This is a genomic window from Nocardia farcinica (assembly GCF_001182745.1).
GTDB lineage: Bacteria > Actinomycetota > Actinomycetes > Mycobacteriales > Mycobacteriaceae > Nocardia > Nocardia farcinica.
Map to the genome: position 1 here is coordinate 1,243,832 of NZ_LN868939.1, position 24,961 is coordinate 1,268,792.

The 24,961-nt window shown below is 71.0% G+C and carries 27 protein-coding genes; 20 read left to right on the top strand and 7 right to left on the bottom strand.

Annotation, left to right across the window (positions count from 1 at the left end; genetic code table 11):
• Positions 1-9: 9 nt before the first annotated feature.
• Both AMO33_RS22770 and AMO33_RS22775 read left to right on the top strand, forming a co-directional pair.
• The gene (locus AMO33_RS22770; RefSeq protein WP_240327569.1) at positions 10-1,098 is read left to right on the top strand and encodes a UDP-N-acetylmuramate dehydrogenase; all 1,089 of its coding nucleotides are present in this window, start codon (positions 10-12) and stop codon (positions 1,096-1,098) included.
• A 78-nt stretch (positions 1,099-1,176) separates the two neighbouring features.
• A complete protein-coding gene (locus AMO33_RS22775) occupies positions 1,177-2,406 on the top strand; it encodes a L,D-transpeptidase (protein WP_060594187.1) in 1,230 nt (409 codons plus the stop codon).
• A gap of 9 nt (positions 2,407-2,415) precedes the next feature.
• Here AMO33_RS22775 and cutA read toward each other — a convergent pair whose 3' ends face one another.
• Positions 2,416-2,748, bottom strand: a complete 333-nt coding sequence (gene cutA, locus AMO33_RS22780; protein ID WP_060594188.1) for a divalent-cation tolerance protein CutA — start codon at positions 2,746-2,748, stop codon at positions 2,416-2,418.
• A gap of 22 nt (positions 2,749-2,770) precedes the next feature.
• Complete coding sequence (locus tag AMO33_RS22785) at positions 2,771-3,505, bottom strand: SDR family oxidoreductase (protein ID WP_011211728.1); 735 nt, start codon at positions 3,503-3,505, stop codon at positions 2,771-2,773.
• A 46-nt stretch (positions 3,506-3,551) separates the two neighbouring features.
• Here AMO33_RS22785 and AMO33_RS22790 point away from each other — a divergent pair, with 46 nt between their 5' ends.
• The 8 genes from AMO33_RS22790 to AMO33_RS22825 all read left to right on the top strand — a co-directional run bounded on the left by AMO33_RS22790 (position 3,552) and on the right by AMO33_RS22825 (position 12,443).
• A complete protein-coding gene (locus AMO33_RS22790; protein WP_082668852.1) occupies positions 3,552-4,373 on the top strand; it encodes an alpha/beta fold hydrolase in 822 nt (273 codons plus the stop codon).
• A 75-nt stretch (positions 4,374-4,448) separates the two neighbouring features.
• On the top strand, positions 4,449-5,804 hold the full coding sequence (mshA, locus tag AMO33_RS22795) for a D-inositol-3-phosphate glycosyltransferase (protein ID WP_060594192.1): 1,356 nt from the start codon (positions 4,449-4,451) through the stop codon (positions 5,802-5,804).
• Positions 5,801-6,304: a type III secretion system chaperone family protein gene (locus AMO33_RS22800; protein WP_011211725.1), complete on the top strand. Its 504-nt coding sequence runs from the start codon at positions 5,801-5,803 to the stop codon at positions 6,302-6,304. The genes mshA and AMO33_RS22800 overlap by 4 nt, the downstream gene beginning before the upstream one ends.
• Before the next feature lie 131 nt (positions 6,305-6,435).
• Entirely contained in the window at positions 6,436-7,329 is an 894-nt protein-coding gene (locus AMO33_RS22805) for an ROK family protein (protein WP_011211724.1), read from the top strand.
• Between the two features lie 29 nt (positions 7,330-7,358).
• On the top strand, positions 7,359-8,096 hold the full coding sequence (locus AMO33_RS22810) for a phosphoglyceromutase (protein ID WP_011211723.1): 738 nt from the start codon (positions 7,359-7,361) through the stop codon (positions 8,094-8,096).
• Between the two features lie 184 nt (positions 8,097-8,280).
• Positions 8,281-10,332: a CocE/NonD family hydrolase gene (locus tag AMO33_RS22815; protein ID WP_060594194.1), complete on the top strand. Its 2,052-nt coding sequence runs from the start codon at positions 8,281-8,283 to the stop codon at positions 10,330-10,332.
• A gap of 180 nt (positions 10,333-10,512) precedes the next feature.
• Positions 10,513-11,757, top strand: a complete 1,245-nt coding sequence (locus AMO33_RS22820; protein WP_011211721.1) for a sensor histidine kinase — start codon at positions 10,513-10,515, stop codon at positions 11,755-11,757.
• Entirely contained in the window at positions 11,754-12,443 is a 690-nt protein-coding gene (locus AMO33_RS22825) for a response regulator transcription factor (protein ID WP_011211720.1), read from the top strand. Before AMO33_RS22820 ends, AMO33_RS22825 begins: the two co-directional genes overlap by 4 nt.
• A gap of 154 nt (positions 12,444-12,597) precedes the next feature.
• On the opposite strand, the gene AMO33_RS22830 is transcribed toward AMO33_RS22825, so the two are convergent.
• From AMO33_RS22830 to AMO33_RS22845, 4 genes are all read right to left on the bottom strand, one after another.
• Positions 12,598-12,930 (bottom strand): hypothetical protein, encoded by a 333-nt coding sequence (locus tag AMO33_RS22830; protein ID WP_106427581.1) that lies wholly within the window; start codon positions 12,928-12,930, stop codon positions 12,598-12,600.
• A gap of 95 nt (positions 12,931-13,025) precedes the next feature.
• Complete coding sequence (locus tag AMO33_RS22835) at positions 13,026-13,457, bottom strand: Ig-like domain-containing protein (protein ID WP_060594198.1); 432 nt, start codon at positions 13,455-13,457, stop codon at positions 13,026-13,028.
• A 9-nt stretch (positions 13,458-13,466) separates the two neighbouring features.
• Entirely contained in the window at positions 13,467-13,943 is a 477-nt protein-coding gene (locus AMO33_RS22840; RefSeq protein ID WP_060594200.1) for a hypothetical protein, read from the bottom strand.
• A gap of 125 nt (positions 13,944-14,068) precedes the next feature.
• A complete protein-coding gene (locus tag AMO33_RS22845) occupies positions 14,069-14,875 on the bottom strand; it encodes a hypothetical protein (RefSeq protein WP_060595104.1) in 807 nt (268 codons plus the stop codon).
• Positions 14,876-14,995: 120 nt separating this feature from the next.
• Here AMO33_RS22845 and AMO33_RS22850 point away from each other — a divergent pair, with 120 nt between their 5' ends.
• The 9 genes from AMO33_RS22850 to AMO33_RS22885 all read left to right on the top strand — a co-directional run bounded on the left by AMO33_RS22850 (position 14,996) and on the right by AMO33_RS22885 (position 23,503).
• Positions 14,996-16,027 carry a Ppx/GppA phosphatase family protein gene (locus tag AMO33_RS22850; RefSeq protein WP_011211715.1) on the top strand — a complete coding sequence of 344 codons (1,032 nt, stop codon included), beginning with the start codon at positions 14,996-14,998 and terminating at the stop codon, positions 16,025-16,027.
• Complete coding sequence (locus AMO33_RS32670) at positions 16,024-17,694, top strand: hypothetical protein (RefSeq protein WP_060594202.1); 1,671 nt, start codon at positions 16,024-16,026, stop codon at positions 17,692-17,694. The genes AMO33_RS22850 and AMO33_RS32670 overlap by 4 nt, the downstream gene beginning before the upstream one ends.
• 50 nt (positions 17,695-17,744) lie before the next feature.
• Complete coding sequence (locus AMO33_RS22860) at positions 17,745-18,641, top strand: sugar phosphate isomerase/epimerase family protein (protein WP_060595105.1); 897 nt, start codon at positions 17,745-17,747, stop codon at positions 18,639-18,641.
• Between the two features lie 99 nt (positions 18,642-18,740).
• The gene (locus tag AMO33_RS22865; protein WP_082668784.1) at positions 18,741-19,640 is read left to right on the top strand and encodes a thioesterase family protein; all 900 of its coding nucleotides are present in this window, start codon (positions 18,741-18,743) and stop codon (positions 19,638-19,640) included.
• 11 nt (positions 19,641-19,651) lie between these two features.
• Positions 19,652-20,473 carry a pyrroline-5-carboxylate reductase gene (proC, locus tag AMO33_RS22870; protein ID WP_060594203.1) on the top strand — a complete coding sequence of 274 codons (822 nt, stop codon included), beginning with the start codon at positions 19,652-19,654 and terminating at the stop codon, positions 20,471-20,473.
• Between the two features lie 165 nt (positions 20,474-20,638).
• Positions 20,639-20,929 carry a helix-turn-helix domain-containing protein gene (locus AMO33_RS32675; RefSeq protein WP_228792216.1) on the top strand — a complete coding sequence of 97 codons (291 nt, stop codon included), beginning with the start codon at positions 20,639-20,641 and terminating at the stop codon, positions 20,927-20,929.
• A 172-nt stretch (positions 20,930-21,101) separates the two neighbouring features.
• Complete coding sequence (locus AMO33_RS30610; protein ID WP_003402602.1) at positions 21,102-21,203, top strand: 30S ribosomal protein bS22; 102 nt, start codon at positions 21,102-21,104, stop codon at positions 21,201-21,203.
• A gap of 204 nt (positions 21,204-21,407) precedes the next feature.
• Positions 21,408-22,481 carry an NAD-dependent epimerase/dehydratase family protein gene (locus tag AMO33_RS22880; RefSeq protein ID WP_076574009.1) on the top strand — a complete coding sequence of 358 codons (1,074 nt, stop codon included), beginning with the start codon at positions 21,408-21,410 and terminating at the stop codon, positions 22,479-22,481.
• A complete protein-coding gene (locus AMO33_RS22885) occupies positions 22,478-23,503 on the top strand; it encodes a lysophospholipid acyltransferase family protein (RefSeq protein WP_060594207.1) in 1,026 nt (341 codons plus the stop codon). Before AMO33_RS22880 ends, AMO33_RS22885 begins: the two co-directional genes overlap by 4 nt.
• A gap of 6 nt (positions 23,504-23,509) precedes the next feature.
• Here the strand turns inward: AMO33_RS22885 and AMO33_RS22890 are convergent, their stop codons facing one another.
• The gene (locus AMO33_RS22890) at positions 23,510-24,508 is read right to left on the bottom strand and encodes an HAD family hydrolase (protein WP_041561419.1); all 999 of its coding nucleotides are present in this window, start codon (positions 24,506-24,508) and stop codon (positions 23,510-23,512) included.
• A gap of 94 nt (positions 24,509-24,602) precedes the next feature.
• Between AMO33_RS22890 and AMO33_RS22895 the strand changes: the two genes are divergently transcribed.
• On the top strand, positions 24,603-24,899 hold the full coding sequence (locus AMO33_RS22895) for a glutaredoxin family protein (RefSeq protein ID WP_050768176.1): 297 nt from the start codon (positions 24,603-24,605) through the stop codon (positions 24,897-24,899).
• Positions 24,900-24,961: the final 62 nt, after the last annotated feature.

Below are 24,961 nucleotides of genomic sequence, written 5' to 3' on the forward strand. Positions count from 1 at the left end.
GGCCGCGCGGTGACCGGCGACGAGGTGCGCGAGCTGCTCGCCGACACCGGCGCGACGGTCCGCGAGGCGGTGCGATTGGCGGAGCTGACCACGTTGCGCGTCGGCGGCCCCGCCGTGCTCGCCGAATGCGGTACCACCGAAGCCCTGGTGGCGACCGTGCGGGCGCTCGACGCCGCCGGTGTGCCGGTGCTGCTGCTCGCGGGCGGCTCGAATCTGCTGGTCGGTGACGACGGTTTCGACGGTGTCGTGGTACGGGTCGCGACCAGCGGGGTGGAGCTCGGCGCCGACGGCGTGCTCGCCGAGGCGGGCGCCGACTGGGACGCGGTGGTGGCCGCCACCGTCGCGGCGGGTCTCGGCGGGCTGGAATGCCTGTCCGGCATTCCCGGTTCCGCGGGTGCGACGCCGGTGCAGAACGTCGGCGCCTACGGCGTGGAGGTCGCCGAGCTGTTGCGCCGGGTGCGGCTGCTGGACCGGGCCACCGGCGAGATCCGCTGGGCCGGTCCCGGTGAACTCGGCTTCGGCTACCGCACCAGCGTGCTCAAGCACAGCGACGCGGCCGTGGTGCTCGCCGTCGAGTTCGCGCTGCGCCCGGACGGCAGCAGCGCGCCGCTGCGCTACCGGGAGCTGGCCGCGGCGCTGGCGGCGGACGAGGGCGAGTCGCGGCCCGCGGCCGCCGTGCGCGAGGCCGTGCTGCGGTTGCGCGCGGGCAAGGGCATGGTGCTCGATCCGGCCGACCACGACACGTGGAGCGCGGGCTCGTTCTTCACCAACCCGGTGGTGCCCGCCGACCGGATCGAGCAGGTACGCGCCGCGATCCACGCCCATGTGGGTGAGGTCACGATTCCCACCTATCCGGCCGCGGACGGTGTCAAGCTCTCGGCGGGCTGGCTGATCGAGCGCGCCGGCTTCGGCAAGGGCTGGCCCGGTGCGGAGGCGCCCGCCCGGCTGTCCACGAAACACACACTGGCGCTGACCAATCGAGGTACCGCCCGGGCCGCCGACGTGGTCGCGCTGGCCCGCGCTGTGCGCGACGGTGTCGCCGAGCGCTTCGGCATCCGGCTCGAACCCGAACCGGTCACCGTCGGCGTGCGGCTGTAGACGGCGCGCCACCCGAACCCGGCGGGGCGCGCCGCGCGTGCGGCCGCGCGGCCCGCCCCGCGCGTAGATTCGACAGACGTGAGCTACCGCCCGTTGACCCGACCGGCCGCCGTCGTGGCGGCACTGCTCGCCGTGCTCGCGCTGCTCGCGGGCTGCACGATCGACCGCTCCGGCGACGACAACGGCGGCGCCCGCGGTCCCGTCGCCGAGGTCACCATGGACCCGGGTGACGGCGCGACCGAGGTGAATCCGGTGGCCCCGGTCTCGGTGCGGGTCGAGGACGGCACCATCGCCCAGGTCGCGCTGACCAACGCCGCGGGCAAGCAGGTGGCGGGCGAGCTCGCCCCCGACCACCGCTCGTTCCGGATCACCGAACCGCTCGGCTACGGCGCCACCTACACCTGGTCGGGCACCGCGGTCGGCACCGACGGCGCCCCGGTGCCGATCGAGGGCAGCTTCACCACCCTCACCCCGGCGAACACCCAGCCGGCGACGGTCAACATCGGCGACGGCCAGGAGGTCGGCATCGCGGCGCCGATCATCCTGCAATTCCAGGGCGCGGTGCAGGACAAGGCGGCCGTCGAGAAGGCGCTGACGGTCACCACGAACCCGCCGACCGCGGGCGCCTGGGCCTGGTTCCCCGACGACAACGGCGGTTCCCGCGCGCACTGGCGGCCGAAGCAGTACTGGACGCCCGGCACCACCGTGCACGTCGCGGCGCGGCTCTACGGACTGGACCTGGGCGGGGGCAACTACGGCGCCGCCGACCTGACCACCGACTTCACCATCGGCCGCAGCCAGATCGTGCGGGCGCACGCGCCGAGCCACCGGATGCAGGTGGTCCGCGACGGCGAGGTGATCTTCGACTTCCCGGCCAGCTACGGCGAGGGCAACGAGGCGCGCAACGTCACCCGCTCGGGCATCCACGTGGTCACCGAGAAGTACGAGGACTTCCTCATGTCCAACCCGCCCTACTACGAGAACGTGCGGGAGCGCTGGGCGGTGCGGATCTCCAACAACGGGGAGTTCATCCACGCCAACCCGGCCTCGCTGGCCGCGCAGGGCTCGGCCAACGTCACCAACGGCTGCATCAACCTCTCGCCCGAGGACGCGCAGGCCTACTTCCCGACCGCGTTGTACGGCGACCCGGTGGAGGTGACCGGTACGTCCATCGCGCTGTCCGCCGCCGACGGCGACCTCTACGACTGGACCATCGATTGGGACACCTGGCAGACCATGTCGGCGCTCGACGGCTCGGCGGCCCCGGTGGTCTCGGCGACACCGGTCACCCCGGGCCCGCCGCGCTGACCGCGCGGCTCAGGCGTCGGGTCGCGCGGTCGAGTCCAGCACCCACTGCCGGTATCCCGGGTGGGCCTCGACGACCGGCACGGCGAGCACCTGCGGCGTGGTGGCCGGGTGCTCGGCGCGGGCCCGGTCCAGGATGGCGGGCACCAGGCTGCGGCGGGTGTGCAACACGACCAGCGCCTCGGTGTCGTCGCAGAGCGCGCCCTCCCAGCGATAGATGGAGCGCACGCCGCTGACGATGTTGCCGCACGCCGCCAACCGATCCCGCACCAGTCCGCGGGTGAATTCCGCCAGCCACTCGGCGGATTCGGCGGTGACGGAGACGTCCACGATTTCCTCGGTCATGGCACCAGTCTCCCGGCCGGGATCAGCCGCGGCGGGCGAAGCGGCCGGGATCGGCCTGGTCGCGCGGCTTGACGATGATCTGGTCCAGGTTCACGTGCGGCGGCCGCGAGGCGACGAAGCCGACGATCTCGGCGATGTCGGCGGCGACCAGCGGGTCGATGCCCTCGTAGACCTTGGCCGCGCGCTCGGCGTCACCGTCGAAGCGCACCAGCGAGAACTCGGTTTCCACCGCGCCGGGCGCGATCTCGGTGAGCCGCACCGGCTGCCCCAGCAGCTCGCCGCGCAACGTGCGGTGCAGCACGGCCTGGGCGTGCTTGGCGGAGGTGTAGCCGGAGCCGTTGTCGTAGGCGTGGAAGGCGGCCACCGAGGTGATGGTGACGATCAGGCCGTCACCGGAGTCGATGAGCTTGGGCAGCAACGCCTTGGTGACCCGCAGGGTGCCGAGCACGTTGGTCTCCCACATCCACCGCCAGTCGTCGAGGTCGGCCTCGGCCACCGGCGCCAGGCCCTTCGCGCCACCGGCGTTGTTGACCAGCACGTCCACCCGCTCGACCGCATCGGTGAACGCGCGCACCGAATCCTCGGAGGTGACGTCGAGTTCCAGTGCCGTGCCACCGATCTCCTCGGCCAACGTCCGCAGCCGGTCCATCCGGCGCGCGCCGACGTAGACGTGGTAGCCGTCGGCGGCGAGCTGCCGCGCGGTGGCCTCCCCGATGCCGGAACTTGCTCCCGTGACGACGGCGGTGCGAGTGCTCATGGCCCTCGATCCTAGGTCCGTGCCCACGGCACCTAGCATGCGGTGCATGGCTACACGGGACGCGGTCAGCGCGGATGGCACCAGGATCGTCTATCGGGTGAACGGGCCGGAGGGCGCACGCCCGCTGCTGCTCGTGCACGGCTGGTCGGCCGACCTGACCTGCTGGGGCGCCGCCGCCGACGAGCTGGCCCGGCACTACCGGGTGATCGCCATGGACCTGCGCGGCCACGGCTACTCCGACATTCCGGACTCCGGCTACGACGATCCGAAGAACTGGGCCGCCGACGTCGCGGCCGTGCTCGCCGCGGAGGCGGCCGGCACCCCGGCGGTGCTGCTGGGCTGGTCCTACGGCGGCATCGTGATCAGCGACTACCTCACCGCCCACGGCACCGACGCGGTCGCCGGGGTGATCTACACCGGCTCGATGGCCAACATCGGGGTGGACGTGCCGGGCGCGGAGATGGGTTCGGCGCTGCGGCAGGCCATCCCCGGAGTGTTCGACGAGAGCCCCGGCAAGGCGGTGCGCGGCTTCATGGCCTTCGGCAATGCCAACACCGGCGAGGGCACCGACAAGGGCGTCGACGCGCAGCGGCTGTTCGGCATGAGCCTGTCCACCCCGCCCGCGGTGCGCAAGGCGCTGTTCTACCGCACCGTCGACAACACCGAGACGCTGCGCACCCTCGACGTCCCGGTGCTGGTACTGCACGGCACCGCCGATCCGGTGGTTCCCCTCGCCAACGGCCGCTACGTCGCCGAGACCGTGCCGACGGCCCGCACCTCGTTCTGGGAGGGCGCCCAGCACGGCCTGTTCATCGAGGATCGAGCCCGGTTCGTGGCCGAAGTCCGCGAGTTCGTCGACGGGCTGTAGCCCGCGGGCAACGCTGTGTGATAGCGGTCACTCGCCCGGTGGCGGGGCAATCGAGCGTGGAAGTGGGCGTGCACTATGGATGGTGTGAGTCAGCGTGTGGACCAACGGCCGAACCGGATCGCGGTGTTGTCGGTGCACACCTCCCCGCTGGCCCAGCCGGGCACCGGTGACGCGGGCGGGATGAACGTCTACGTGCTGCGTACGGCTGTCGAGCTGGCCCAGCGCGGCATCGAAGTGGAGATCTTCACCCGGGCCACCGCCTCGCACATCCCGCCGGTGCAGGAGGCGGCCCCGGGCGTGCTGGTGCGCAACGTGGTCGCCGGTCCGTTCGAGGGACTCGACAAGCAGGACCTGCCCACCCAGCTGTGCCCGTTCACCGCGGAGGTGCTGCGGCAGGAGGCCAGGCAACTGCCCGGCTACTACGACCTGGTGCATTCGCACTACTGGCTGTCCGGCCAGGTCGGCTGGCTGACCCGGGACCGCTGGCGGGTGCCGCTGGTGCACACCGCGCACACGCTGGCCGCGGTGAAGAACGCCGCGCTCGCCGAGGGCGACGCCCCCGAGCCGGTGAGCCGCGAGATCGGCGAGAAACAGATCATCGCCGAGGCCGACCGGATGGTGGCCAACACCGCCGAGGAGGCGCGCCAGCTCGTCGAGTTGTACGGCGCCGACCGCGACCGCATCGACGTGGTACCGCCCGGCGCCGACCTGACCCGCTACCGCCCCGGCGACCGCGCGGCCGCCCGCGCCGAACTCGGCTTGGCGCTCGGGGAGCCGATCGTGGCGTTCGTCGGCCGCATCCAGCCGCTGAAGGCACCCGACGTGCTGGTTCGCGCGGCGGCGGAGTTGCTGCGCCGCGACCCCGGCCGCGCCCTGCGGGTGTTGATCGTCGGCGGCCCGTCCGGCTCCGGGTTGCAGCGGCCGGACGCGCTGATCGAACTGGCCGCCGAACTCGGGATCAGCGAGCGGGTCACCTTCCTGCCGCCGCAGCCGCCCGAACGGCTGGTGCAGGTGTATCGCGCCGCCGACCTGGTCGCGGTGCCCAGCTACAGCGAGTCCTTCGGCCTGGTCGCCATCGAGGCGCAGGCCAGCGGCACTCCGGTGCTGGCCGCCGACGTCGGCGGGCTGAGCACCGCCGTGCGCGACGGTGCGACCGGTCTGCTGGTGCGCGGGCACGAGACCGCCGACTGGGCCGACGCCCTCGGTGCGCTGCTCGGCGATCGGGACCGGTTGCGCCGCATGGGTCTTCGTGCGGTCGCGCACGCCGCGGGCTTCTCCTGGGCGCACACCGCCGAAGGACTGCTGGAGAGTTATTCCGCCGCGCTCTGGGAATTCCACGGTGCGCGCGCCGGCGTCGGCGCGGGCCGGATGACGCCGAACCAGGCCAGATCGCGGGCGCTGTGGCGGCGCCGGATGGGAGTGCGCCGATGAGCGAGATCACCGACACCGCGGAGGTCATCGACCGGACCCTGCGCGAGCGCGAGATCGAGTACACCCGGCCCGGCGACGACGTCTTCGTCGTCGTGCTGCCCGGTGAGCGCAAGCTCAAGACCACGGTGATGCTCACCGTCGGCAAGCACGGCGTGCGGATCGAGTCCTTCGTCTGCCGCAAGCCCGACGAGAACTTCGAGGGCGTCTACAAATTCCTGCTGCGCCGCAACCGCAGGCTCTACGGGGTGGCCTACACGCTGGACCGGGTGGGCGACATCTATCTGGTCGGCCGCATCGCCACGCACGCGGTGACCCCCGACGAACTCGACCGCGTTTTCGGGCAGGTGCTCGAGGCGGTGGACGCCGACTTCAACGTGCTGCTCGAACTCGGTTTCGCCGAATCCATTCGGCGGGAATGGAAGTGGCGGGTCTCGCGCGGGGAATCGCTGAAGAACCTGCGCGCCTTCGAGCATCTGGTGGACACCGCCGAGGACGAGTGAGCTCGGGCACCTGACGCCACCCGCGGCGCGGCAACCACGTAGCGTTACCGCCCGACACGAACATGCACGCACCGGGCCGCCGCCGTGCGCGGCGGTCCGGTGCTGCCTGGGCAGTTGGGGGTTTTGGGCAGATGACGGTTCTCGCACTGGACATCGGCGCCACCAAGATCGCGGTGGGGCTGGTCGGCGCCGACGGGGTGACCCACGAGGTGGGCCGGATCCGGGTGCCCGAGAGCGGCGTGTGGGAGGCGGTGTCCGGACTGCTGCTCGCGGCCGCCAACGGCCACGAGGTGGCGGTCGTCGGGATCGGGTCGTGCGGCCCGGTGGACGCGCCCGCCGGGATCACCACCCCGCTCAACATCCCCGAGTGGCGCGAGGGATTCGCCCTGGTCGACGCGGTGCGCGAGCTGTTCCCCGGCGCCTCGGTGCGGATGGCCATCGACGGGGTGTGCCTCGCGCTGGCCGAGCGGCACTTCGGCGCGGCGCGGGAGACCCCGGACGCGCTCGCCATGACGGTGTCCTCCGGAATCGGGGGCGGGATCATCGTCGGCGGCATGGTCGCGGTCGGGCACACCGGCAACGCCGGGCACATCGGGCACATGATCGTGCCGGGGAGCACCGATCCGTGCGCGTGCGGCGGTGTCGGCTGCGTGGAGGCCGTGGCGAGCGGACCCTCGGCGGTGCGCTGGGCTCGGGAGCGGGGCTGGACCGGCAGCGACGGCGTCGAACTGGCGGCCGCCGCGCAGGCCGGTGACCGGATCGCCAAGGCCGCCCTGCGGCGCGCCGGAATCGCGCTGGGACAGGTCATCTCGTCGGCGGCCGCGCTGCTGGACGTGGACCTGGTGGTGGTCGGCGGTGGTTTCGCCCAGTCCGGCGAGCCGCTGTGGCGGCCGCTGCAGGAAGCCCTCGGCGCGCACGCCCGCATCGAGTTCCTCGGCGATCTGCGGGTGGTGCCCTCCGAACTCGGCGAGCAGGCCACGCTGGTGGGGGCGGGCCTGCTGACGGCGCTGGGCGGCCGCGGCTGAGTCGCCGCGGCGTCGTTACACTACGCGGCATGACGTACACCCTCGTGCTGCTGCGCCACGGCGAGAGCGAATGGAACGCCCTGAACCTGTTCACCGGCTGGGTGGACGTGCACCTCACCGACAAGGGCGTGGCCGAGGGCAAGCGGGCCGGTGAGCTGCTCGCCGAGCACGGGATCCTGCCCGACATCGTCTACACCTCGCTGCTGCGCCGGGCCATCTCCACCGCCAACATCGCCCTCGACGCCGCCGACCGGCACTGGATCCCGGTCGTGCGGGACTGGCGGCTCAACGAGCGGCACTACGGCGAGCTGCAGGGCAAGAACAAGGCCCAGATCCGCGACAAGTACGGCGAGGAGCAGTTCATGCTGTGGCGGCGCAGCTACGACACCCCGCCGCCGCCCATCGAGGCGGGCAACGAGTACAGCCAGGAGGGCGACGCCCGTTACGCGGGCATCGACATCCCCAAGACCGAGTGCCTGCTCGACGTGGTGAACCGGATGGTCCCCTACTGGGAGTCGACCATCTCCAAGGATCTGCTGGCGGGCAAGACCGTGCTGATCGCCGCGCACGGCAACTCGCTGCGCGCGCTGGTCAAGCACCTCGACCAGATCTCCGACGAGGAGATCGCCGGTCTGAACATCCCGACCGGCATTCCGCTGCGCTACGAACTGGACGAGAACCTGCGTCCGGTGCGCCCCCGCGAGTACCTGGACCCGGAGGCGGCGGCCGCCGGCGCGGCCGCGGTCGCGAGCCAGGGCGGTAAGTAACTCGTCGTTCGCGCGTGGGGCCCGGCGGATTCCGCCGGGCCCCACGTGTGTTCAGGCCCGTGTGTCGAGCTGTTGTCCACAGGGCACGGGTTGTCCACACTGTGGTGGGTCACGTCTTCTTACCGGCGAGTAAGTGTGCAAGAATTCCGCCGTCCCATTTCAAAGGAGAGGTGGACCACTCGCGATGAGAAGAGCGTTCCGGGTCACCGTGGCGGGCCTCGCCGCTGCCCTGTTCCTGCCGTTCCTCGGCTCCGGCGCCACCGCCGCGCCGCTGCCCACCGGGCCCGACGGTGGCGCGGCGGGCCAGGCATGGGCCGCGACCCACGACGGGCCGCAGCAGTTCCCGAACATCCACATCACCTGGGATGTTCCGATCACCATGAGCGACGGCACGGTGCTGAAGGCGAACCTGTACCGCCCGGCCGACGTGCTCGGTAATCCGGTCCCCGTCGCGACGCCGACGGTGGTCAACATGACGCCGTACACCAAGCTGGTGTCCAACCTCGCCGACCACGCGGGCTCGGTGCCCGGCCTGTCGGACGCGATGATCGGGCTGTTCCGCGAGATCGACATGACCGGCACGCCGTTCTCCGGCGTCACCGATCTCACCAAGGCATTCGGGGGCGGCCAGCTGCGCAACTTCGCCGTCGACCGCAGCCTGGTCCGCAGCGGCTACACCCAGCTGGTCGTCGACGTCCGCGGCACCGGCTTCTCGCAGGGCGAATGGGACATGCTGCGCGACCGCGAGCAGCAGGACACCGTCGAGGTGATCGACTGGGCGGCCCGCCAGCCGTGGTCCAACGGCCGGATCGGCATGAGCGGCATCTCCTACTCCGCCATCAACCAGGTGCAGGCGGCGGAGAAGGCGCCGCCCGCGCTACAGGCCATCTTCCCGATCGTGCCGGGCAGCGACCTCGTCACCGACGTGCTCGCGCCCGGCGGCGGCTTCGGGTTCAACTTCATCCCGCTGTGGCTGACCGCGATCAACACCCTCAAGTGGGTGCCGGACGTGCAGTCCCTGGTCACCGGCAACTTCGACCAGCAGTGGCTCACCGACCGCATGGACTCGCCACTGACCTACATGGACGTGTTCCTCAACGCCTACAGCAAGACCCGGCTCGAGGATCTGGACCCGCGGGTGCGCAGCATGCTCACCGACGGCAGCCCCGAACGCAAGGCGTGGCTGGGTGATCCGAGCCGGATCACCATCCCGACCTTCGTCGTCGGTGGCTGGCACGACCTGTTCACCTACTCCGAGTCCCAGATCTACAACCAGATCTCGGCGCCGCCCGGGCACAAGCAGCTGTTGATGGGCAACACCTACCACCTGAACTCCGGCAACGAATACGCCGAGCCCGGTCTGCCACCCCGGCTGGACGTGCTGCAGCGGGCGTGGTTCGACCGCTGGCTCAAGGACATCGACAACGGGATCGATCGCTACGGTCCGGTCACGCTGCGCCAGCAGGGCGGTGGCTGGATCACCCAGAACGGCTTCGGCGACTCGGCCGAGGGCGCGGAGGGCGCCGAGCATCGGCGCATGTACCTGTCGGGAGCGCCGAGCGGTACCGCGCGCAGCGTGTACGACGGCTCGCTGCTGGCCGAGCAGGACGGCAGCACCCAGCGCCTCACCGTCGCGCCGGGCCTGACCGGCCTGTGCTCGAACGACGCGGGCCAGGCCACCGCGGGCGTGCTCGCCGCCATCGACGCCTGCGGTGCCGATTCGCGGATCCAGGAGACCAACGGCCTCACCTTCACCAGTGCGCCGGTGGCCGAGCCGACCGTCATCTCCGGGCCGATCGCGGTGCGGTTGAACACGGTGCAGGACGCCGCCGACGGCTACTGGTCGGTGACCGTCAACGACGTCGCGCCCGACGGCCGCTCCACGGTGCTGTCCTCGGGCCAGTTGATGGCCTCGTTGCGGTCGATCGACGAGTCGCGCAGCAGCCGCTCCGCCAACGGCGACTACACCGACCCGCGGCCGTTGGCCTCCCTGGAGGACCGGCTGCCGGTGATCCCGGGCGAGCCGACCACCCTCGACATCGCGCTGCCCGCCACCGAGGCGGTACTGCAACCGGGCCACCGGCTGCGGGTGGACGTGTACGCGGGCAACTTCCCGAAGGGCCTGCCGATCCTGCCCATGCTCGTCGACACCGGGCTGAAGCCGCAGCACCTACAGCTGGACCCGGAGCGGCCCAGTTTCGTGAACATCCCGGTCCGCGGCAACCCCGGCTGGTAACCGCGACGGCGCCGCCGAATCCGGCGGCGCCGTCTGCGTTTCGACCGACACGCCGGGCCGCCGCCCGCGTGGCGAACGGCGGGTAAACACCTGCCCAACAGGACAGGAATGGCCTGTGACCTGCGTGGAACTTCGCGAACCCGGCGTTGGTCACGCGGTCGGCGACCGTACGATTCAGGTGTGAGCGTTCCGCAGGCCGTGTTGTTGGCAGTCCTCGCGGCTGTCGTCGGACTGGCCGTCGGCGGCTTGCTCATCCCGTACGTGAACGCACGGCAGGCCGCCCGTCGGCAGGCCGATTCCGGGCTCACCATGAGCCAGGTGCTCGACCTGATCGTGCTCGCTTCCGAGAGCGGTATCGCGGTGGTCGACCAGTACCGCGACGTGGTGCTGGTGAACCCGCGCGCCGAGGAACTCGGTCTGGTCCGCAATCGGCTGCTCGACGAGCGCGCCTGGGCGGCGGTGGAGAAGGTGCTGGCCACCGGCGAGTCCGCCGAGTTCGACCTCACCGCGAAGAACCCGCTGCCCGGCCGCAGCCGCATCGCCGTGCGCGGTGTCGCGCGGCCGCTGTCGCAGGAGGAGACCGGCTTCACGGTCCTGTTCGCCGACGACGATTCCGAGCAGGCCCGGATGGAGGCCACCCGCCGCGATTTCGTCGCCAACGTCAGCCACGAGCTCAAGACGCCGGTGGGCGCGATGAGCCTGCTCGCCGAGGCATTGCTGGAATCGGCGGACGACCCCGAGGCGGTGCGCCACTTCGGCCAGCGCGTGCTCGGCGAGTCGCGCAGGCTCGGCAAGATGGTGACCGAGCTGATCGCGCTGTCGCGGTTGCAGGGCGCGGAGAAGCTGCCCGAACTCGAGGTCGTCGACGTCGACACCGTGGTCATGCAGGCGGTGGACCGCTCGCGCACGGCCGCGGAGGCCGCGGGCATCACCGTGAGCACCGACCGGCCAAGCGGCCTCGAGGTCCTCGGTGACGAGACACTGCTCGTCACCGCACTGTCGAACCTGGTCGAGAACGCGATCGCCTATTCGCCGCCCGGCTCGCACGTCTCGGTGAGCCGGTCGCTGCGCGGCAAGTACGTCGCGATGGCGGTCACCGACCGCGGCATCGGCATCGCCAAGGAAGACCAGGAGCGGGTGTTCGAACGGTTCTTCCGTTCCGACAAGGCGCGCTCGCGCGCCACCGGTGGTACCGGTCTCGGCCTGGCTATCGTCAAGCACGTGGCGGCCAACCACAACGGTGAGATCACCCTGTGGAGCAAATTGGGCACCGGTTCGACGTTCACCCTGCGAATACCCGCCCACCTCGAGGCCGACAGCGGCGACGACGACGTCGACGCGGACGGCGCCGCGGTGAGCACGAAGGAAAACGGCTCGCGTCCCTCGGGGCCGGGCAGACCCAATGGTGTGGAGGCACGCAGATGACGAGTGTTCTGATCGTCGAGGATGAGGAGTCGCTGGCCGATCCGCTCGCGTTCCTGCTGCGCAAGGAGGGCTTCGAGGTCACCGTGGTGGGCGACGGTCCGTCGGCGCTGGCCGAATTCGACCGCTCCGGCGCCGACATCGTGCTGCTCGATCTCATGCTGCCGGGCATGAGCGGCACGGATGTCTGCAAGCAGCTGCGCACCCGCAGCGGGGTACCGGTCATCATGGTGACCGCGCGCGACAGCGAGATCGACAAGGTGGTCGGCCTCGAGCTGGGTGCCGACGACTACGTCACCAAGCCGTACTCGGCGCGGGAGCTGATCGCCCGCATCCGGGCCGTGCTGCGCCGCGGCGCGGGCGACGAGCTCGACGGCAACGGCGAGAGCGGCGTGCTCGAGGCCGGTCCGGTGCGGATGGACGTCGACCGGCACACCGTGATGGTGAACGGCAAACCGGTGACGTTGCCGCTCAAGGAGTTCGACCTGCTCGAGTACCTGCTGCGCAACTCCGGCCGGGTGCTGACCCGCGGCCAGCTGATCGATCGGGTGTGGGGCGCGGACTACGTCGGCGACACCAAGACCCTCGACGTGCACGTCAAGCGACTGCGCTCGAAGATCGAAGCCGACCCCGCCAAGCCGGAGCACCTGGTCACCGTCCGCGGCCTGGGGTACAAGCTCGAAGCGTGAGCGGGTCAGCGGCCGGAGGTGGTAGCGGAGCGTGACCACGGAGGCCGCCCCGCTCAGGCGGAATCGGGCACAGCCTGAGCGGGTCAGCGGGTATGGCCGACGACGGCCCCGGTCCATCGACCGGGGCCGTCGTGCTGTCTGCCGTTCGCGTGGTTCAGGGCAGGTAGATCCAGGTGGGGCCGATGCCGGGAACGTCGGTGAGGCGCAGGGTGATCCAGCCCAGGTCGTCTTCCTGCATGCAGTCGTAGAGCGGCACGGTGGTGCCGTTGCCGCGGCAGGCGATGGTGCGGCTGACGCCGTAGGGGCTCATGACGACGTTCTTGCCGTCCGCCTTGGCGGTGAGCGCCGCGGGGTCGGTCGCGGCCACGAAGGTGGCGGTGACGTCGGAGAACTGGGTGGGGTCGGCGGCGGGCTCGGCGTGTGCGAGGCCGGTGCCGGCCAGCGCGGCGCCGATCAGCAGCGACGCGACGGTCAGGGCTTTCTTCATGCGGCAATCCAATCGCACGGTGGTGTCCGGGGGATTGCCGGGAGGTGTCCTGGTGCCTGCGCGGGTCACGGCACCGACCCGCGCAGGCCGCCGGTTCAGCTGCCGCTGCTGCTGCCGGACAGCAGGCCGCGCAGCAGTGCGCTGCCGGTGCCGGATCCGCCGCTGCCGCTGCCGCTGCCCGGGGACGCGGCCTCCTCGACCTCCACGACGATCGACTGGGTGCTGCCGCCCTGTTCGGCGGTCAGGATGTGCCTGCCCGGGGTGCTGGGCTGCCAGTCGATGGTCGCGCTGCCGGGCGGCCACGGCACCGTGGGCGCTCCGATGAACTCGCCGTTGTCGCTGAAGTAGACCAGCAGACCGCCGGAGGCGCCGCCGACCTGGGCGGTGAGGGTGTAGGTGCCGCCGACGACGTGGGTGCTGCCCTCGACCGCGAGCGACTGCACGGAGGCGTGCGCCGAGGGCGCCACCAGGACGGTCGCGGCCGCGGCGGCGAACAGCGCCGCGGCGGTGCGTGCGGTGCGTGTCATGTCCGCCTCCTAGCTGCTGCCCGCGAGGCCGCCGAGCAGGTCGCCGAGCCCGCCGGAGCCGGCGCTGCTGCCGGAGCCGGGATCGGTGCCCGGGTCGGGATCGGGGTCGGGATCGGGGGCGTTCGGATCGATGACGTTCACCACGACGGTTTTCGTGCTGCCGCCCTGGGATGCGGTGATCAGGTGCTGGCCCGGGGTGGTCGGGGTCCACTCGATGGAGGATTCGCCGACCGGCCACGGCACCTTCGGTCCACTGATGTCCTGTCCGTTGTCGGTCCAGTACACGAGCAGGCCGATGCTCGCGCCGCTCAGCTTCGCCTTCAGGGTGTAGGTCTGGCCGAGCTGGTGCGTCGCCCCCGACACGGTGACCGAGTCGACGGTGGCGTTGGCGTGGGGCGCGGCGAACACGACGATCGCCGTCGCGGCCGTGAGCCCGGCGACGGTCGAGCCGATCCGGCCGAGTCCGCGCTGTGTGGTGATGCTCATGATGTTCGTCTCCTGTGCTGCCCACGCAGGGTGTGGGCAAGCGCACAGTAAATGACCGTCACTGTGAAATGTCGTCGTTTCGCAAAATTTCCCGAAACCTCCTCGGCCGGGTGAAACGCCTGGTATCAGCCGTGCTCGGCGGCGCGAGCGGCGTGTACGGTCGCCGGATGCACGGCGATCAGGCCGAGCCCTTCCCGCCTGCGGCAGTGCCTGGCCAGTTCCTCGTAGGCGGGCGCGCCGAGCAGTTCGGTGAGTTCGGGTGCGTAGGACTGCCAGACCGGCCGGGCGCCGACATGCGCGTCCGGGGAGCCGGAGCAGTACCAGTCCAGATCCTCGCCGCCGGGGCCCCAACCGCGCCGGTCGTACTCGGTCACCACGGTGCGCAGGATCTGCACCCCGTCGGGCCGGTCCACCCACTCCTGGGTGCGCCGGATCGGCAATTGCCAGCACACGTCCGGCTTGACGGTGTGCGGCGGCAGGCCGCGGCGCAGCGCCATCGTGTGCAGGGCGCAGCCGACCCCGCCCGCGAAGCCCGGCCGGTTGAGGAAGATGCACGCGCCCTCGTGGCGGCGGGTGCGGAGCGCGGGCTCGTCATCGAGTTCGTCGAGCTCGAGATAGCCCTTCTTGGTCACCCGGCCCTTGGCGTTGCGGGCCTGGTCCATGAGCTGCCAGTCCTGCGGTGTGAGCATTTTCACAGCGGCGCGCAGGCGTTCCTGGTCCTCCTCGTCGGAGAGGAACGCCCCGTGCGAGCAGCAGCCGTCGTCGGGGCGGTCGGCGATGATGCCCTGACAGGCGGGTGTGCCGAAGACGCAGGTCCAGTGGGAGAGCAGCCAGGTCAGGTCGGCGACGATCAGATGCTCGTCGTTCGCCGGGTCGAGGAATTCGATCCATTCGCGAGGAAAGTCCAGATCCACCTCGGGGGCGGGGTCGATCTTGCCTGCTGGTCGGGGCCGGGTCCGGCTGTCCGCCGCTGCGCCTACCGTCACAGCATTCGACGCTAACAGTTCACGTCGCCCACTCGTAAGTGCTGGTCGACCCAGTACCGTGTTCATGTGCGGCTAGGGGTACTCGACGTCGGAAGCAATACCGTCCACCTGCTCGTGGTGGACGCCCACCGGGGTGGGCACCCCATGCCGATGAGCTCCACCAAGGCCACGTTGCGCCTGTCGGAGAACATGGACGACGAGGGGCGCATCACCACCCAGGGCGCGGAGCGGCTGATCTCCACGGTCGCCGAGTTCGCCAGTATCGCCGAGACCTCGCAGTGCGTGGAGCTGATGCCGTTCGCCACCTCGGCGCTGCGCGAGGCCGCGAACTCCGAGGAGGTGCTCGGGCGGGTGCGCGCCGAGACCGGGGTGGACCTGCAGGTGCTCAGCGGTGTCGACGAGGCGCGGCTGACGTTCCTGGCCGTGCGCCGCTGGTACGGCTGGAGCGCCGGGCGCATCCTCAACATCGACATCGGCGGTGGCTCGCTGGAGATGAGCAACGGCGGCGACGAGGAACCCGATGTCGCGTTGTCGCTGCAGCTCGGCGCGGGCAGGCTCACCCGGCAGTGGCTGCGCGAGGACCCGCCGGGCAAGCGCCGCGTCGCGGTGCTGCGCGATTGGCTCGACGCCGAACTCGTCGCGCCCGCCAAACAACTGCTCGACGCGGGCAAACCCGACCTGGCCGTCGGCACGTCCAAGACGTTCCGCTCGCTGGCCAGGCTGACCGGCGCGGCGCCCTCGGGCGCGGGCCCGCGTGTTCGACGTACACTGACCAGCTCCGGCCTGCGGCAGCTGATTGCGTTCATCTCCCGGATGACCGCCGCGGACCGGGCAGAATTGGAAGGCGTGAGTTCGGATCGGTCACAGCAGTTGGTGGCCGGCGCACTGGTCGCGGAGGCGAGTATGCGAGCGCTGTCGTTGGACACCCTCGAAATTTGCCCGTGGGCGCTGCGGGAAGGGCTGATCCTGCGCAAACTGGATACCGATATGAGCGGTGGACCACGAGCGGCAGCCATGCCGGGCGCGGTGGGCGGCGGCCTGCCCCGGCCCGGTGGTGCGGCCGCGCTGTCCGACCCGATCGAAACGGTGTCGTCATGAGCGAGGAATCCAAGCAGCTCTCGGTCGCGGAGCTGCTCGCCCGCAACGGCCGCGAGGCGGCCTCCGGTGGGGGCAGGCGGCGGCGCGCCGGGCGCGGCATCTCGGTGGCCGAGCTGACCGGTGACCTGCCGGTGATCCGCGAGGGCGGTTCGCATTCGGCGCACTCGGCCGCCGACGACGAAGCGCCCGCCGAGCCCGCGGCCTTCGATTCCGGCGGCTTCGTCCCGTCGAGCTTCGATTCGCCCGCGCCCGAGCGTGATTCGTTCGCCCCGCCCGAGCCCGCGACGGAACTGCCCACGCACTCGCCGATTTCGGGCCCGATCACCCGCTACAACCCGCTCGCGCCGCCCTCGGAGCCCACCGGATCGCGGCACGGCGCCCCCGCCGCGAGCGAGCCGGCGCCCGAGGAGCCCGCGCGACCCTCGCGCGGCGGCCGCAGGCACAAGCTCGATCCCGACGACAACGTCACGATGATCGTCGGCCGTCCCACCGCCGGCTTCGACCCGGCGTCGTTCGGCGCGAGCGCGGCTCCTATCGACCCAGCCGCACCAGCCGCACCAACCGCACCAACCGCACCACCCGCACCACCGGAGCCGGCCGCGCGCCCCGACAGCGGCCGGATGAGCCGCGCCGCGCGCCGCCGTGCCGCCGAGGCCGCCGAGGAGACCCACGTCGAGGTCGGTCAGGAGCCCGGCCCGCCCACCGCCGCCTGGGCCCCGCCCGTCCCTGATCCCGACCCGGCCCCGCGCCCCCTCTCGCCGATGCCGCCGCGCCCGGGCCCCGCACCACAGCCCGCCGAGCCGCTGGCACCACCGGCTCGCGACCGCGGCGCGCTGCCCGCCTGGTCCGCCCGCAGGCACAAGCCACCCGCCCCGGCGCCCGCCGCTCCGCCGCCGGAGCGGGCGCCCGAATCGGGTGGCCTCCCCACCGCCGCGTGGAGCCTGGCCAGCCAGGACCAGCAACTCGTCTCCGGCTCCACCGTCGCGGGCGACCTGCTGCGCGACGGCGTCGAGCGCGCCGAGGCGGCCCGGCGCGCCGGCCGGGCACCCGCCCGCGACCGCGACGGCGAGTTCGATGCGGATCTCGCGGACGACTTCGGCGGTGCGGAGTTCGCCGACGAACACCTCACCGACGTCTACGGTCCGTTCGCCGACGAGGACGACGATTTCGACGACGACCTCGCCGACGAGGACTTCGACGACGACCTGACCGACGACGACCTGGCCGACGACGACCTCGCCGACGACGACGCCGCGCCGCGCCGCAAGCCGGCGTTGTCGGGCCTGGCCGCGCGGGTGAAATCGGCCACGCCGCAGCGGTTCCCGGGGCTGAAGAGCCGGGCTCCGGCGGCGGGTGCCGTCCGGGCGGGCACCCGTGGCAAGGCGCGCGACGCCGAGCACGACGCCAACCGTCGCCAGTGGATGATCCTGGGCGCGCAGAGCACCGGGGCCGCCGTCGCCGGCATGCTGATGTTCAAGGGCTTCGAGCGGATGTGGGAGATGCTGCCGTGGGTCGCGCTGGCCCTGGCGATGATCGTCATCCTCGGGTTGGTGGCGCTGGTGCGCATCCTGCGCCGCACCGACGACATCCTCAGCACCGTCATCGCGGTGGTGGTCGGCATCTTCGTCACGCTCGGGCCGCTGGCATTTCTACTCAGTACGAACTGATCAGGGGAGCGTTGGTCGTGGGGCACATCGGGCAGTCGGATCGGACCCGGGTGGGCACCTCCCGGCGCGACATCCTGGTCGGACTGTCGACCGCCTCGGTCTACCCGCAGAACACCGAGGCCGCCTTCCGGTATGCGGCCGAATTGGGCTACGACGGCGTGGAATTGATGGTCTGGGCCGAGCCGGCCAGTCAGAGCATCGCGACCGTGCAGAGTTACGCGCGCCGCTACGACGTGCCGGTGCTGGCCGTGCACGCGCCGTGCCTGCTCATCTCGCAGCGGGTGTGGGGCGCGGACCCGATCGCCAAACTCGAACGCAGCGTGCACACCGCCGAGGCACTCGGCGCCGACACGGTCGTGGTGCATCCGCCGTTCCGCTGGCAGCGCCGCTACGCCGAGGGCTTCGCCGACCAGGTCGCCGAGCTCGAGGAGCACCACCGGGTGATCGTCGCGGTGGAGAACATGTTTCCCATGCGCGCCGACACGTTGTTCGGCCGCGGTGAGAAGGCCGCGCGGCGGTTGGCGCGCCGCGGCGGCCCCGGCTGGGGACTGACCGCGTTCAGCCCTTCCTACGACCCGACCGACACCGGCTTCCAGCACTACACCCTCGACCTGTCACACACGGCCACCGCGGGCGCCGATCCGCTGGCGCTGGCCGCCAGGATGGGGGCGGGACTGGCGCATCTGCATCTGGCCGACGGCCGCGGCGCCGCGCACGACGAGCACCTGATTCCCGGCACCGGCAGCCAGCCCTGCGCCGAGGTGTGCGCGCACCTGGTGCGCAGCGGATTCGCCGGGCACGCGGTCGCCGAGATCAACACCCAGAACGCGCGCAGCACCACCGAGCGCGCGGCCATGCTGCGCCGCACCCTCGCCTTCGCCCGCGAGCACCTCAACGGCGTCGCGCCCGCACCGAGCCCGGCCTCGGTCCAGGCGAACTCGCAGTAGCTCCCACGGGCGCCACGAGGTCGGCGCAACCGTCGTTCTACGCTGTACGAACGGCCCGCGCGCTGCCGCGCCGGCCCGCGAGGCGACGAAGGAGTGACGATGACGACCGACGTGAGCGGTGACCTCGACCGGTCCACCGCGACCGACGCCCCGTTCGCCGCGGTCTGCGCGCTGACCGCGCTGCCCGGCCCGACCCCGGACGCCGGGCGCTACCGCGGTGTCATCGACCCCGTGTGGACCATCGGTCCCAAGGTGCACGGCGGCACGATGGTGGCCGCCAGCGCCGCCGCGGCCACCGCCTGGCTGCGCGCGGACGGATCGGCGCCGGCCGGGATGGCCCCCATCGCCGCGAGCTCGGACTTCCTGGGCGCGCCGGAGCCGGGCGAGGTCGGCTACGAGGTGCGCACCCGCAAGATCGGCCGCCAGATCTGCCTGGTCGACGTCACCTTGACACAGAACGATACGGCGAAGGTGCGCACCGCCTTCACCTTCGGCAGGCTCGACGACGCCGAACCGCGGTTCGCCCACCGCCACGACGACATGCCGGTCGAGCCGCCCGCCGGGGCGATGGAATACGAGGGCTCGCCGCTGGGCAAGGTCGTCAACGTCGCCAAGGGTGCCGACCTCGCGCTGGATCGGGAGTGGGCCCGCTTCCTCGACGGCGAACAGGGCGTGCCCCGGCTGCGGATGTGGATCCGGCCGTTCGAGGGCGACCAGCGCGATCCCGACGTGGCCGCCTACTTCGCCATGATGGCCGCCGACATGAGCCCGCCGGTGCCGATGAACCTCGGCCACTTCGGCTGGGCCCCGACCGTGCAGATGACCACCTACCTGCGGCGCAGGCCGGCGCCGGGCTGGCTGCGCGTCGTCGCCACCACCCAGGAGGTGGGTGCACGCATGTTCGATTGTGATCAGCTCGTGCTCGACAGCACCGGCGCGGTGGTCGCCCAGAGCAGGCAACTCGCACTGCTGCCACAGCCGAGGGACGGACGAGGCTAGCCTTTAGGGCCATGACGAGAATTGCGGTGATCGGTGGAGGCCGGATCGGGGAGGCGTTGATCGCCGGGCTGCTCGAATCCGGCCGGGCGAGCAAGGACCTGGTGGTCGTCGAGACCCACCAGGACCGGGCCGAGCTGGTGGCGAGCCGATTCGGGGTGCGGGTCACCGGGGAGGTCGCCGATGCCGCCATCGGCGCCGACCTGCTGGTGATCGCGGTGAAGCCCGGCGATGTCGACACCGTGCTGACCCAGTTGGGCAAGGCCGAGCTGAACGCGGGCGACCTCGACCAGGTGCTGGTCTCGCTGGCCGCGGGTGTGCCGACCGCCCGGCTGGAGGCCAAGATGCCCGCCGGGTTCCCGGTCGTGCGGGTCATGCCGAACACCCCGATGCTGGTCGGGCAGGGCATGATCGTGCTCGCGCCGGGCCGCTACACCAAGCCGAGCCAGCTCGAGCTGGTCACCGAGGTGCTCGGCACCGTGGGCAAGGTGGTCACGGTCGCGGAGTCGCAGATGGACGCGGTGACCGCGGTGTCCGGCTCCGGTCCCGCCTATTTCTTCCTGGTCGTCGAGGCCATGATCGATGCGGCCGTCAGCCTCGGCCTGTCCCGCGACATCGCGACCGATCTGGTGGTGCAGACGATGGTCGGCTCGGCCGCGTTGCTGGACGAGGCCGAGCAGAGCGCGGTGGAATTGCGCGCCGCGGTGACCTCGCCCGCCGGCACCACCGCGGCGGCCCTTCGCGAGCTCGAGCGCGCAGGAGTACGCTCGGCATTCCTGGAGGCTTTGCACGCGGCGAAGGAGCGTTCGGCCGAACAGGGCGCGTCGGCGGAGTGACCACGGTATGAATCCGGCGTGAGCGGCTGATTTCTCACACCCGTCGCAGTAATCCCACTGGTCCCGCTAAGCTTCAAGGAGCACGTGCGTGTCTGTTCCGCCGGTGGGGAAGCCGGCGGCGCGGACGTGCCGGAGGTCGATGGTGCAATGATGTCTTCGAACAAGATGTCTGGAAACAGCTCGGGATCGTCACCAGGAACGCCGGGCCCGTCCGGCGGCCGCGGCGGCTCCCGGGCGCAGAACGGTCCCGGTTCGCCGGGCCAGTCCGTGCTCGGCGGTGGTACCCAGTTCCTCACCGTCGCCGAGGTGGCCAATCTGATGCGGGTGTCGAAGATGACCGTCTACCGCTTGGTGCACTCGGGCGAGCTGCCCGCGGTGCGCGTCGGCCGGTCCTTCCGCGTCCATGCCAAAGCCGTCCACGACTACCTGGAGACGTCCTACTTCGACGCCGGGTGAGCCACGGTCCTCCCCGCGGCCGAGGCGGGTGGGGCTACCGGTAGGATGAAACCTCGGTTCGTGTCCGCCTGCCTGCGGCGCCAGTTCGTGGTGTCCGGCGGCGCGGGCGCCGAAATCAGCTAGGCGTACGTCACCGCGTGCGCGCCGAGTAGAGAGAACGCGAGGACACCCTATGGGTTCTGTGATCAAGAAGCGCCGCAAGCGCATGTCGAAGAAGAAGCACCGCAAGCTGCTTCGCCGCACGCGTGTCCAGCGGCGCAAACTCGGCAAGTGAGCCTGCGCGATCACCGCGAAGCGAGGCCCGTCACCGATCACGGTGGCGGGCCTCGCTTTTTGAAATATTTCGGTTTGAAACCGCTGTGTATCCGGTGACTGAAGTCATCGTTAGATCCTCGTAAATACTCTCCGCGATCGCGGAGTTCAGCGGTTACTCTTGTGACGAATAATCAATCGGGGGCCTGGCAGGTGGGATTCGCACGTGGGTTCTGAGGCGAGGGACGCACACGCACCCAAGGTGGTGCTGGTCACCGGTGCGAGCCGTTTCTTCGGCGGGCACGTCGTCGCCGAACTCGCCCAGGACCCGGCGGTGGAACGTATCATCGCGGTGGACACCATGACGCCGGGCCGCGAGCTGCAACGCCGCATGGGGCGCGCCGAATTCGTGCGCGCCGATATTCGGAATCCGTTGATCCGCAAGGTGATCGGAGGCAACGAGGTGGACACTGTGGTGCATACCGCGGTGCTGTCCCGTCCGCCGTCGCCCGGTGGCCGCGCGGTGATGAAAGATCTCAACGTCCTCGGCGCCATGCAACTGTTCGCCGTCTGCCAGAAAACCCCGTCGGTTCGTAGAGTGGTCGTTCGCTCGAGTTCGGCGGTGTACGGCTGCAGCCCGAAGGATCCGGCGAAATTCACCGAGGAAATGAGTGCGCGTAAGCCGCCGAGCGGGTGGTTCGCGCGCGACATGATCGAAATCGAAGGATTCGTACGCGGCATGGCCCGGCGCCGTCCCGATATCGGCGCCGCCATTCTCCGCCTGGCGCCCACGGTGGGGCCGCGGCTGGCCCGCCGCGGCGTGCAGTACCTGCGCTGGCCGGTCGCGCCGACGGTCTTCGGCCGCGATGCCAGGATGCAGCTGCTGCACGAGCAGGACGCGGTCGCGGCTCTGGCGCACGCCGCCCGCACCGCCCGCGGCGGCACCTACAACGTCGCGGGCGACGGCGCGCTCACGCTCTCGCAAGCCGTGCGTCGTTCGGGCAGACTGGAACTACCGCTTCCGTTCGCCGTGTTCCGCACCGCGGGGCGCGCGCTGATGGAAACGGTGATGCGTGACTTCAGTGCCGAACAGCTCGACTACTTCCATTTCGGGTGTGGCCTGGACACCACCCGCATGCGGACCGAACTCGGGTTCGAGCCGCGGTGGACGACGGTTCAGGCGTTCGACGACTTCATCGGGGGCGCAGCGCTGCGACCCGTCATCGATCCGCGCTGGATCGATGCCGCAGAACACAAACTGCTCGGCCTGCTCGGGGCCGGTACGGGAGCACACACATGAACGACGTTGCCAAAGTCATCCACCTGCACGACGTGACCGCCGAGACCCGGCCGCGTCCGGCCGCCCGGCGCTGGCCCGAGCCGCCGCCCGGCGCACCCGCGGGCCGCGTCACCTCCCTGCTCGAGCGTCGCGCCGCGAGCGAACCGCCGGTGCCGCAGTCGCTGGGCGACCTCGTGCGCGGCAAGCTCGGCAAGCAGATCAGCGCCACCGCCGAGTTCGCCCGCCGCAGGCTCGCCGGCGACTACCGGGTCGACGAATTCGGCTTCGACGCCGACCTGCTGGAGAACGTCCTGCTGCCGGCGCTGCGTCCGCTGGCCGAGCACTGGTTCCGGGTCGAGGTCCGCGGCATCGAGAACATCCCGGCCACCGGCGGCGCGCTCATCGTGGCCAATCATGCGGGCACCGTGCCGGTGGACGGGCTGATGCTCCAGCTGGCCGTGCACGACCGGCATGTCGCGCACCGCGCGTTGCGGCTGCTGGCCGCCGATCTGATCTTCGAACTCCCGGTGCTCGGCGTGCTCGCTCGCAAGGCGGGCCACACCCTGGCCTGCCGCGAGGACGCCGAACGGCTGCTGCGTTCCGGTGAGCTCACCGGAGTGTTTCCCGAGGGCTTCAAGGGCGTGGGCAAGAGCTACGCCGACCGCTACAAGCTGCAGCGCTTCGGCCGGGGCGGCTTCGTCGCCGCCGCCGTGCGCACCGGCGTGCCGATCATCCCGTGCTCGATCGTCGGCTCGGAGGAGATCTATCCCAAGCTGGCCGACATCAAGCCGCTGGCTCGGCTGCTCGGCCTGCCCTACTTCCCGGTGACGCCGACCTTCCCGCATCTCGGCCTGCTCGGCGCGGTCCCGCTGCCGTCGAAGTGGTACATCGAATTCGGCGAGCCGATCCCCACCACGGCCTACGAGCCGGAGGCCGCCGACGATCCGATGACCATGTTCGAGGTCACCGACCAGGTCCGCGAGACCATCCAGCAGACGCTCTACAAGCTGCTGACCAAGCGCCGCAACCCGTTCACCGGGTAGGGCGCGCTACAGGTTCTCCCGGCGGCGGGTCACCGCCGCCGCCACCGCGCCGCCCGCGGCACCCAGTGCGAGCGCGGTCGGTACGCCGATCTTGGCGGCCTTGCGGCCGGTGCGGAAATCCCGGATCTCCCAGCCCCGGTTCTTGGCCACCTCGCGTAGGTCGGCGTCGGGGTTGATCGCCACCGCGGTGCCGACCAGCGAGAGCATCGGTACGTCGTTGTGGCTGTCGGAGTAGGCCGTGCAGCGCTTGAGGTTCAAGCCCTCCCGGATGGCCAGCGCACGCACGGCGTGGGCCTTGCCGAGGCCGTGCAGGATGTCGCCGACCAGGCGCCCGGTGAACTTGCCGTCCACGCTCTCGGCGACCGTGCCGAGCGCGCCGGTCAGCCCGAGCCGCTTGGCGATCACCTGCGCCAGCTCCACCGGCGTCGCCGTCACCAGCCACACCTGCTGGCCGGCGTCGAGGTGCATCTGGGCCAGCGCCCTGGTGCCCGGCCAGATCTTGTCGGCGATGATCTCGTCGTAGATCTCCTCGCCGAGCGCCGCCAGTTCGGCGGTGGAGCGCCCGGCGATGAAGGCCAGCGCCTTCTCCTTGCCGGAGGCCATGTCGGTGCTGCTCTCCTTACCGGTGACCCGGAACTTCACCTGCTTCCAGGCGACATCGAGCAGATCGGAGGTCTTGAAGTACTTGCGCGCGGCCAGCCCGCGGGCGAAGTGCACGATCGAGGCGCCCTGCACCATCGTGTTGTCCACGTCGAAGAACGCCGCCGCGGTGAGATCGCGCGGCACCTCGGCGGTGTGGTCCTCCAGCTCGGATTCGTGCAGCGAGAGCGCCGCGTCGGCACTGGCCTCACCCGCGAGGTTGGCGCGTAGCTCCTCCTCGCTGGGGCCGAAGGGGCTCCGCGCGATGCGCGCGAGCTGGTCCTGTAGGCCCTGCCCCAGCGGACCCAGGTTCCACCGCACCGGAAACTCGCCGAACCGGCCGGCGATGAAACCCGTCCTGTCCACCTTCGATCGTTCCGGCACCACAACCTCCGCCCGTCCGCGCGAACCACGTCCACACTAGCGCCCAATCCTCGTCGCCCACGATTTAATAGCCGCCATGACAGATTCCACGGAAAACGGCTCGCGGCGCGGCGGATCGGGCCCGGCTCACACTGTGACATTGCTGACGCGGGCGGGCTGCGGAATGTGTGCCACCGCACTCGAGCAACTGCGCGCGATCTGTGCCGATTTCGATATCGAGCCCGGCACGGTGGACGTCGACGAGGCCGCCGCGACCGACCCCGGCCTGCGCGCCGAGTACGGCGACCGGCTGCCGGTGGTGTTGCTGGATGGCAACGAGCACAGTTATTTCGACGTCGACGAGGCGCGGTTGCGCGCCGATCTGGGGCGCTGAGCGGGCGCGATCGTAGTCCGTTTTCGATGCCGTGCTGGTCGCGGCGGAAAATGAGGCCAATT

Bases quoted from the DNA above. Each gene is read 5' to 3' on its own strand.
- cutA (WP_060594188.1), bottom strand. From the start codon at position 2,748: ATGACCGAGGAAATCGTGGACGTCTCCGTCACCGCCGAATCCGCCGAG.
- AMO33_RS22785 (WP_011211728.1), bottom strand. From the start codon at position 3,505: ATGAGCACTCGCACCGCCGTCGTCACGGGAGCAAGTTCCGGCATCGGG.
- AMO33_RS22790 (WP_082668852.1), top strand. From the start codon at position 3,552: ATGGCTACACGGGACGCGGTCAGCGCGGATGGCACCAGGATCGTCTAT.
- mshA (WP_060594192.1), top strand. From the start codon at position 4,449: ATGGATGGTGTGAGTCAGCGTGTGGACCAACGGCCGAACCGGATCGCG.
- AMO33_RS22800 (WP_011211725.1), top strand. From the start codon at position 5,801: ATGAGCGAGATCACCGACACCGCGGAGGTCATCGACCGGACCCTGCGC.
- AMO33_RS22805 (WP_011211724.1), top strand. From the start codon at position 6,436: ATGACGGTTCTCGCACTGGACATCGGCGCCACCAAGATCGCGGTGGGG.
- AMO33_RS22810 (WP_011211723.1), top strand. From the start codon at position 7,359: ATGACGTACACCCTCGTGCTGCTGCGCCACGGCGAGAGCGAATGGAAC.
- AMO33_RS22815 (WP_060594194.1), top strand. From the start codon at position 8,281: ATGAGAAGAGCGTTCCGGGTCACCGTGGCGGGCCTCGCCGCTGCCCTG.
- AMO33_RS22825 (WP_011211720.1), top strand. From the start codon at position 11,754: ATGACGAGTGTTCTGATCGTCGAGGATGAGGAGTCGCTGGCCGATCCG.
- AMO33_RS22830 (WP_106427581.1), bottom strand. From the start codon at position 12,930: ATGAAGAAAGCCCTGACCGTCGCGTCGCTGCTGATCGGCGCCGCGCTG.
- AMO33_RS22835 (WP_060594198.1), bottom strand. From the start codon at position 13,457: ATGACACGCACCGCACGCACCGCCGCGGCGCTGTTCGCCGCCGCGGCC.
- AMO33_RS22840 (WP_060594200.1), bottom strand. From the start codon at position 13,943: ATGAGCATCACCACACAGCGCGGACTCGGCCGGATCGGCTCGACCGTC.
- AMO33_RS32670 (WP_060594202.1), top strand. From the start codon at position 16,024: ATGAGCGAGGAATCCAAGCAGCTCTCGGTCGCGGAGCTGCTCGCCCGC.
- AMO33_RS22865 (WP_082668784.1), top strand. From the start codon at position 18,741: ATGACGACCGACGTGAGCGGTGACCTCGACCGGTCCACCGCGACCGAC.
- proC (WP_060594203.1), top strand. From the start codon at position 19,652: ATGACGAGAATTGCGGTGATCGGTGGAGGCCGGATCGGGGAGGCGTTG.
- AMO33_RS32675 (WP_228792216.1), top strand. From the start codon at position 20,639: ATGTCTGGAAACAGCTCGGGATCGTCACCAGGAACGCCGGGCCCGTCC.
- AMO33_RS30610 (WP_003402602.1), top strand. From the start codon at position 21,102: ATGGGTTCTGTGATCAAGAAGCGCCGCAAGCGCATGTCGAAGAAGAAG.
- AMO33_RS22885 (WP_060594207.1), top strand. From the start codon at position 22,478: ATGAACGACGTTGCCAAAGTCATCCACCTGCACGACGTGACCGCCGAG.
- AMO33_RS22895 (WP_050768176.1), top strand. From the start codon at position 24,603: ATGACAGATTCCACGGAAAACGGCTCGCGGCGCGGCGGATCGGGCCCG.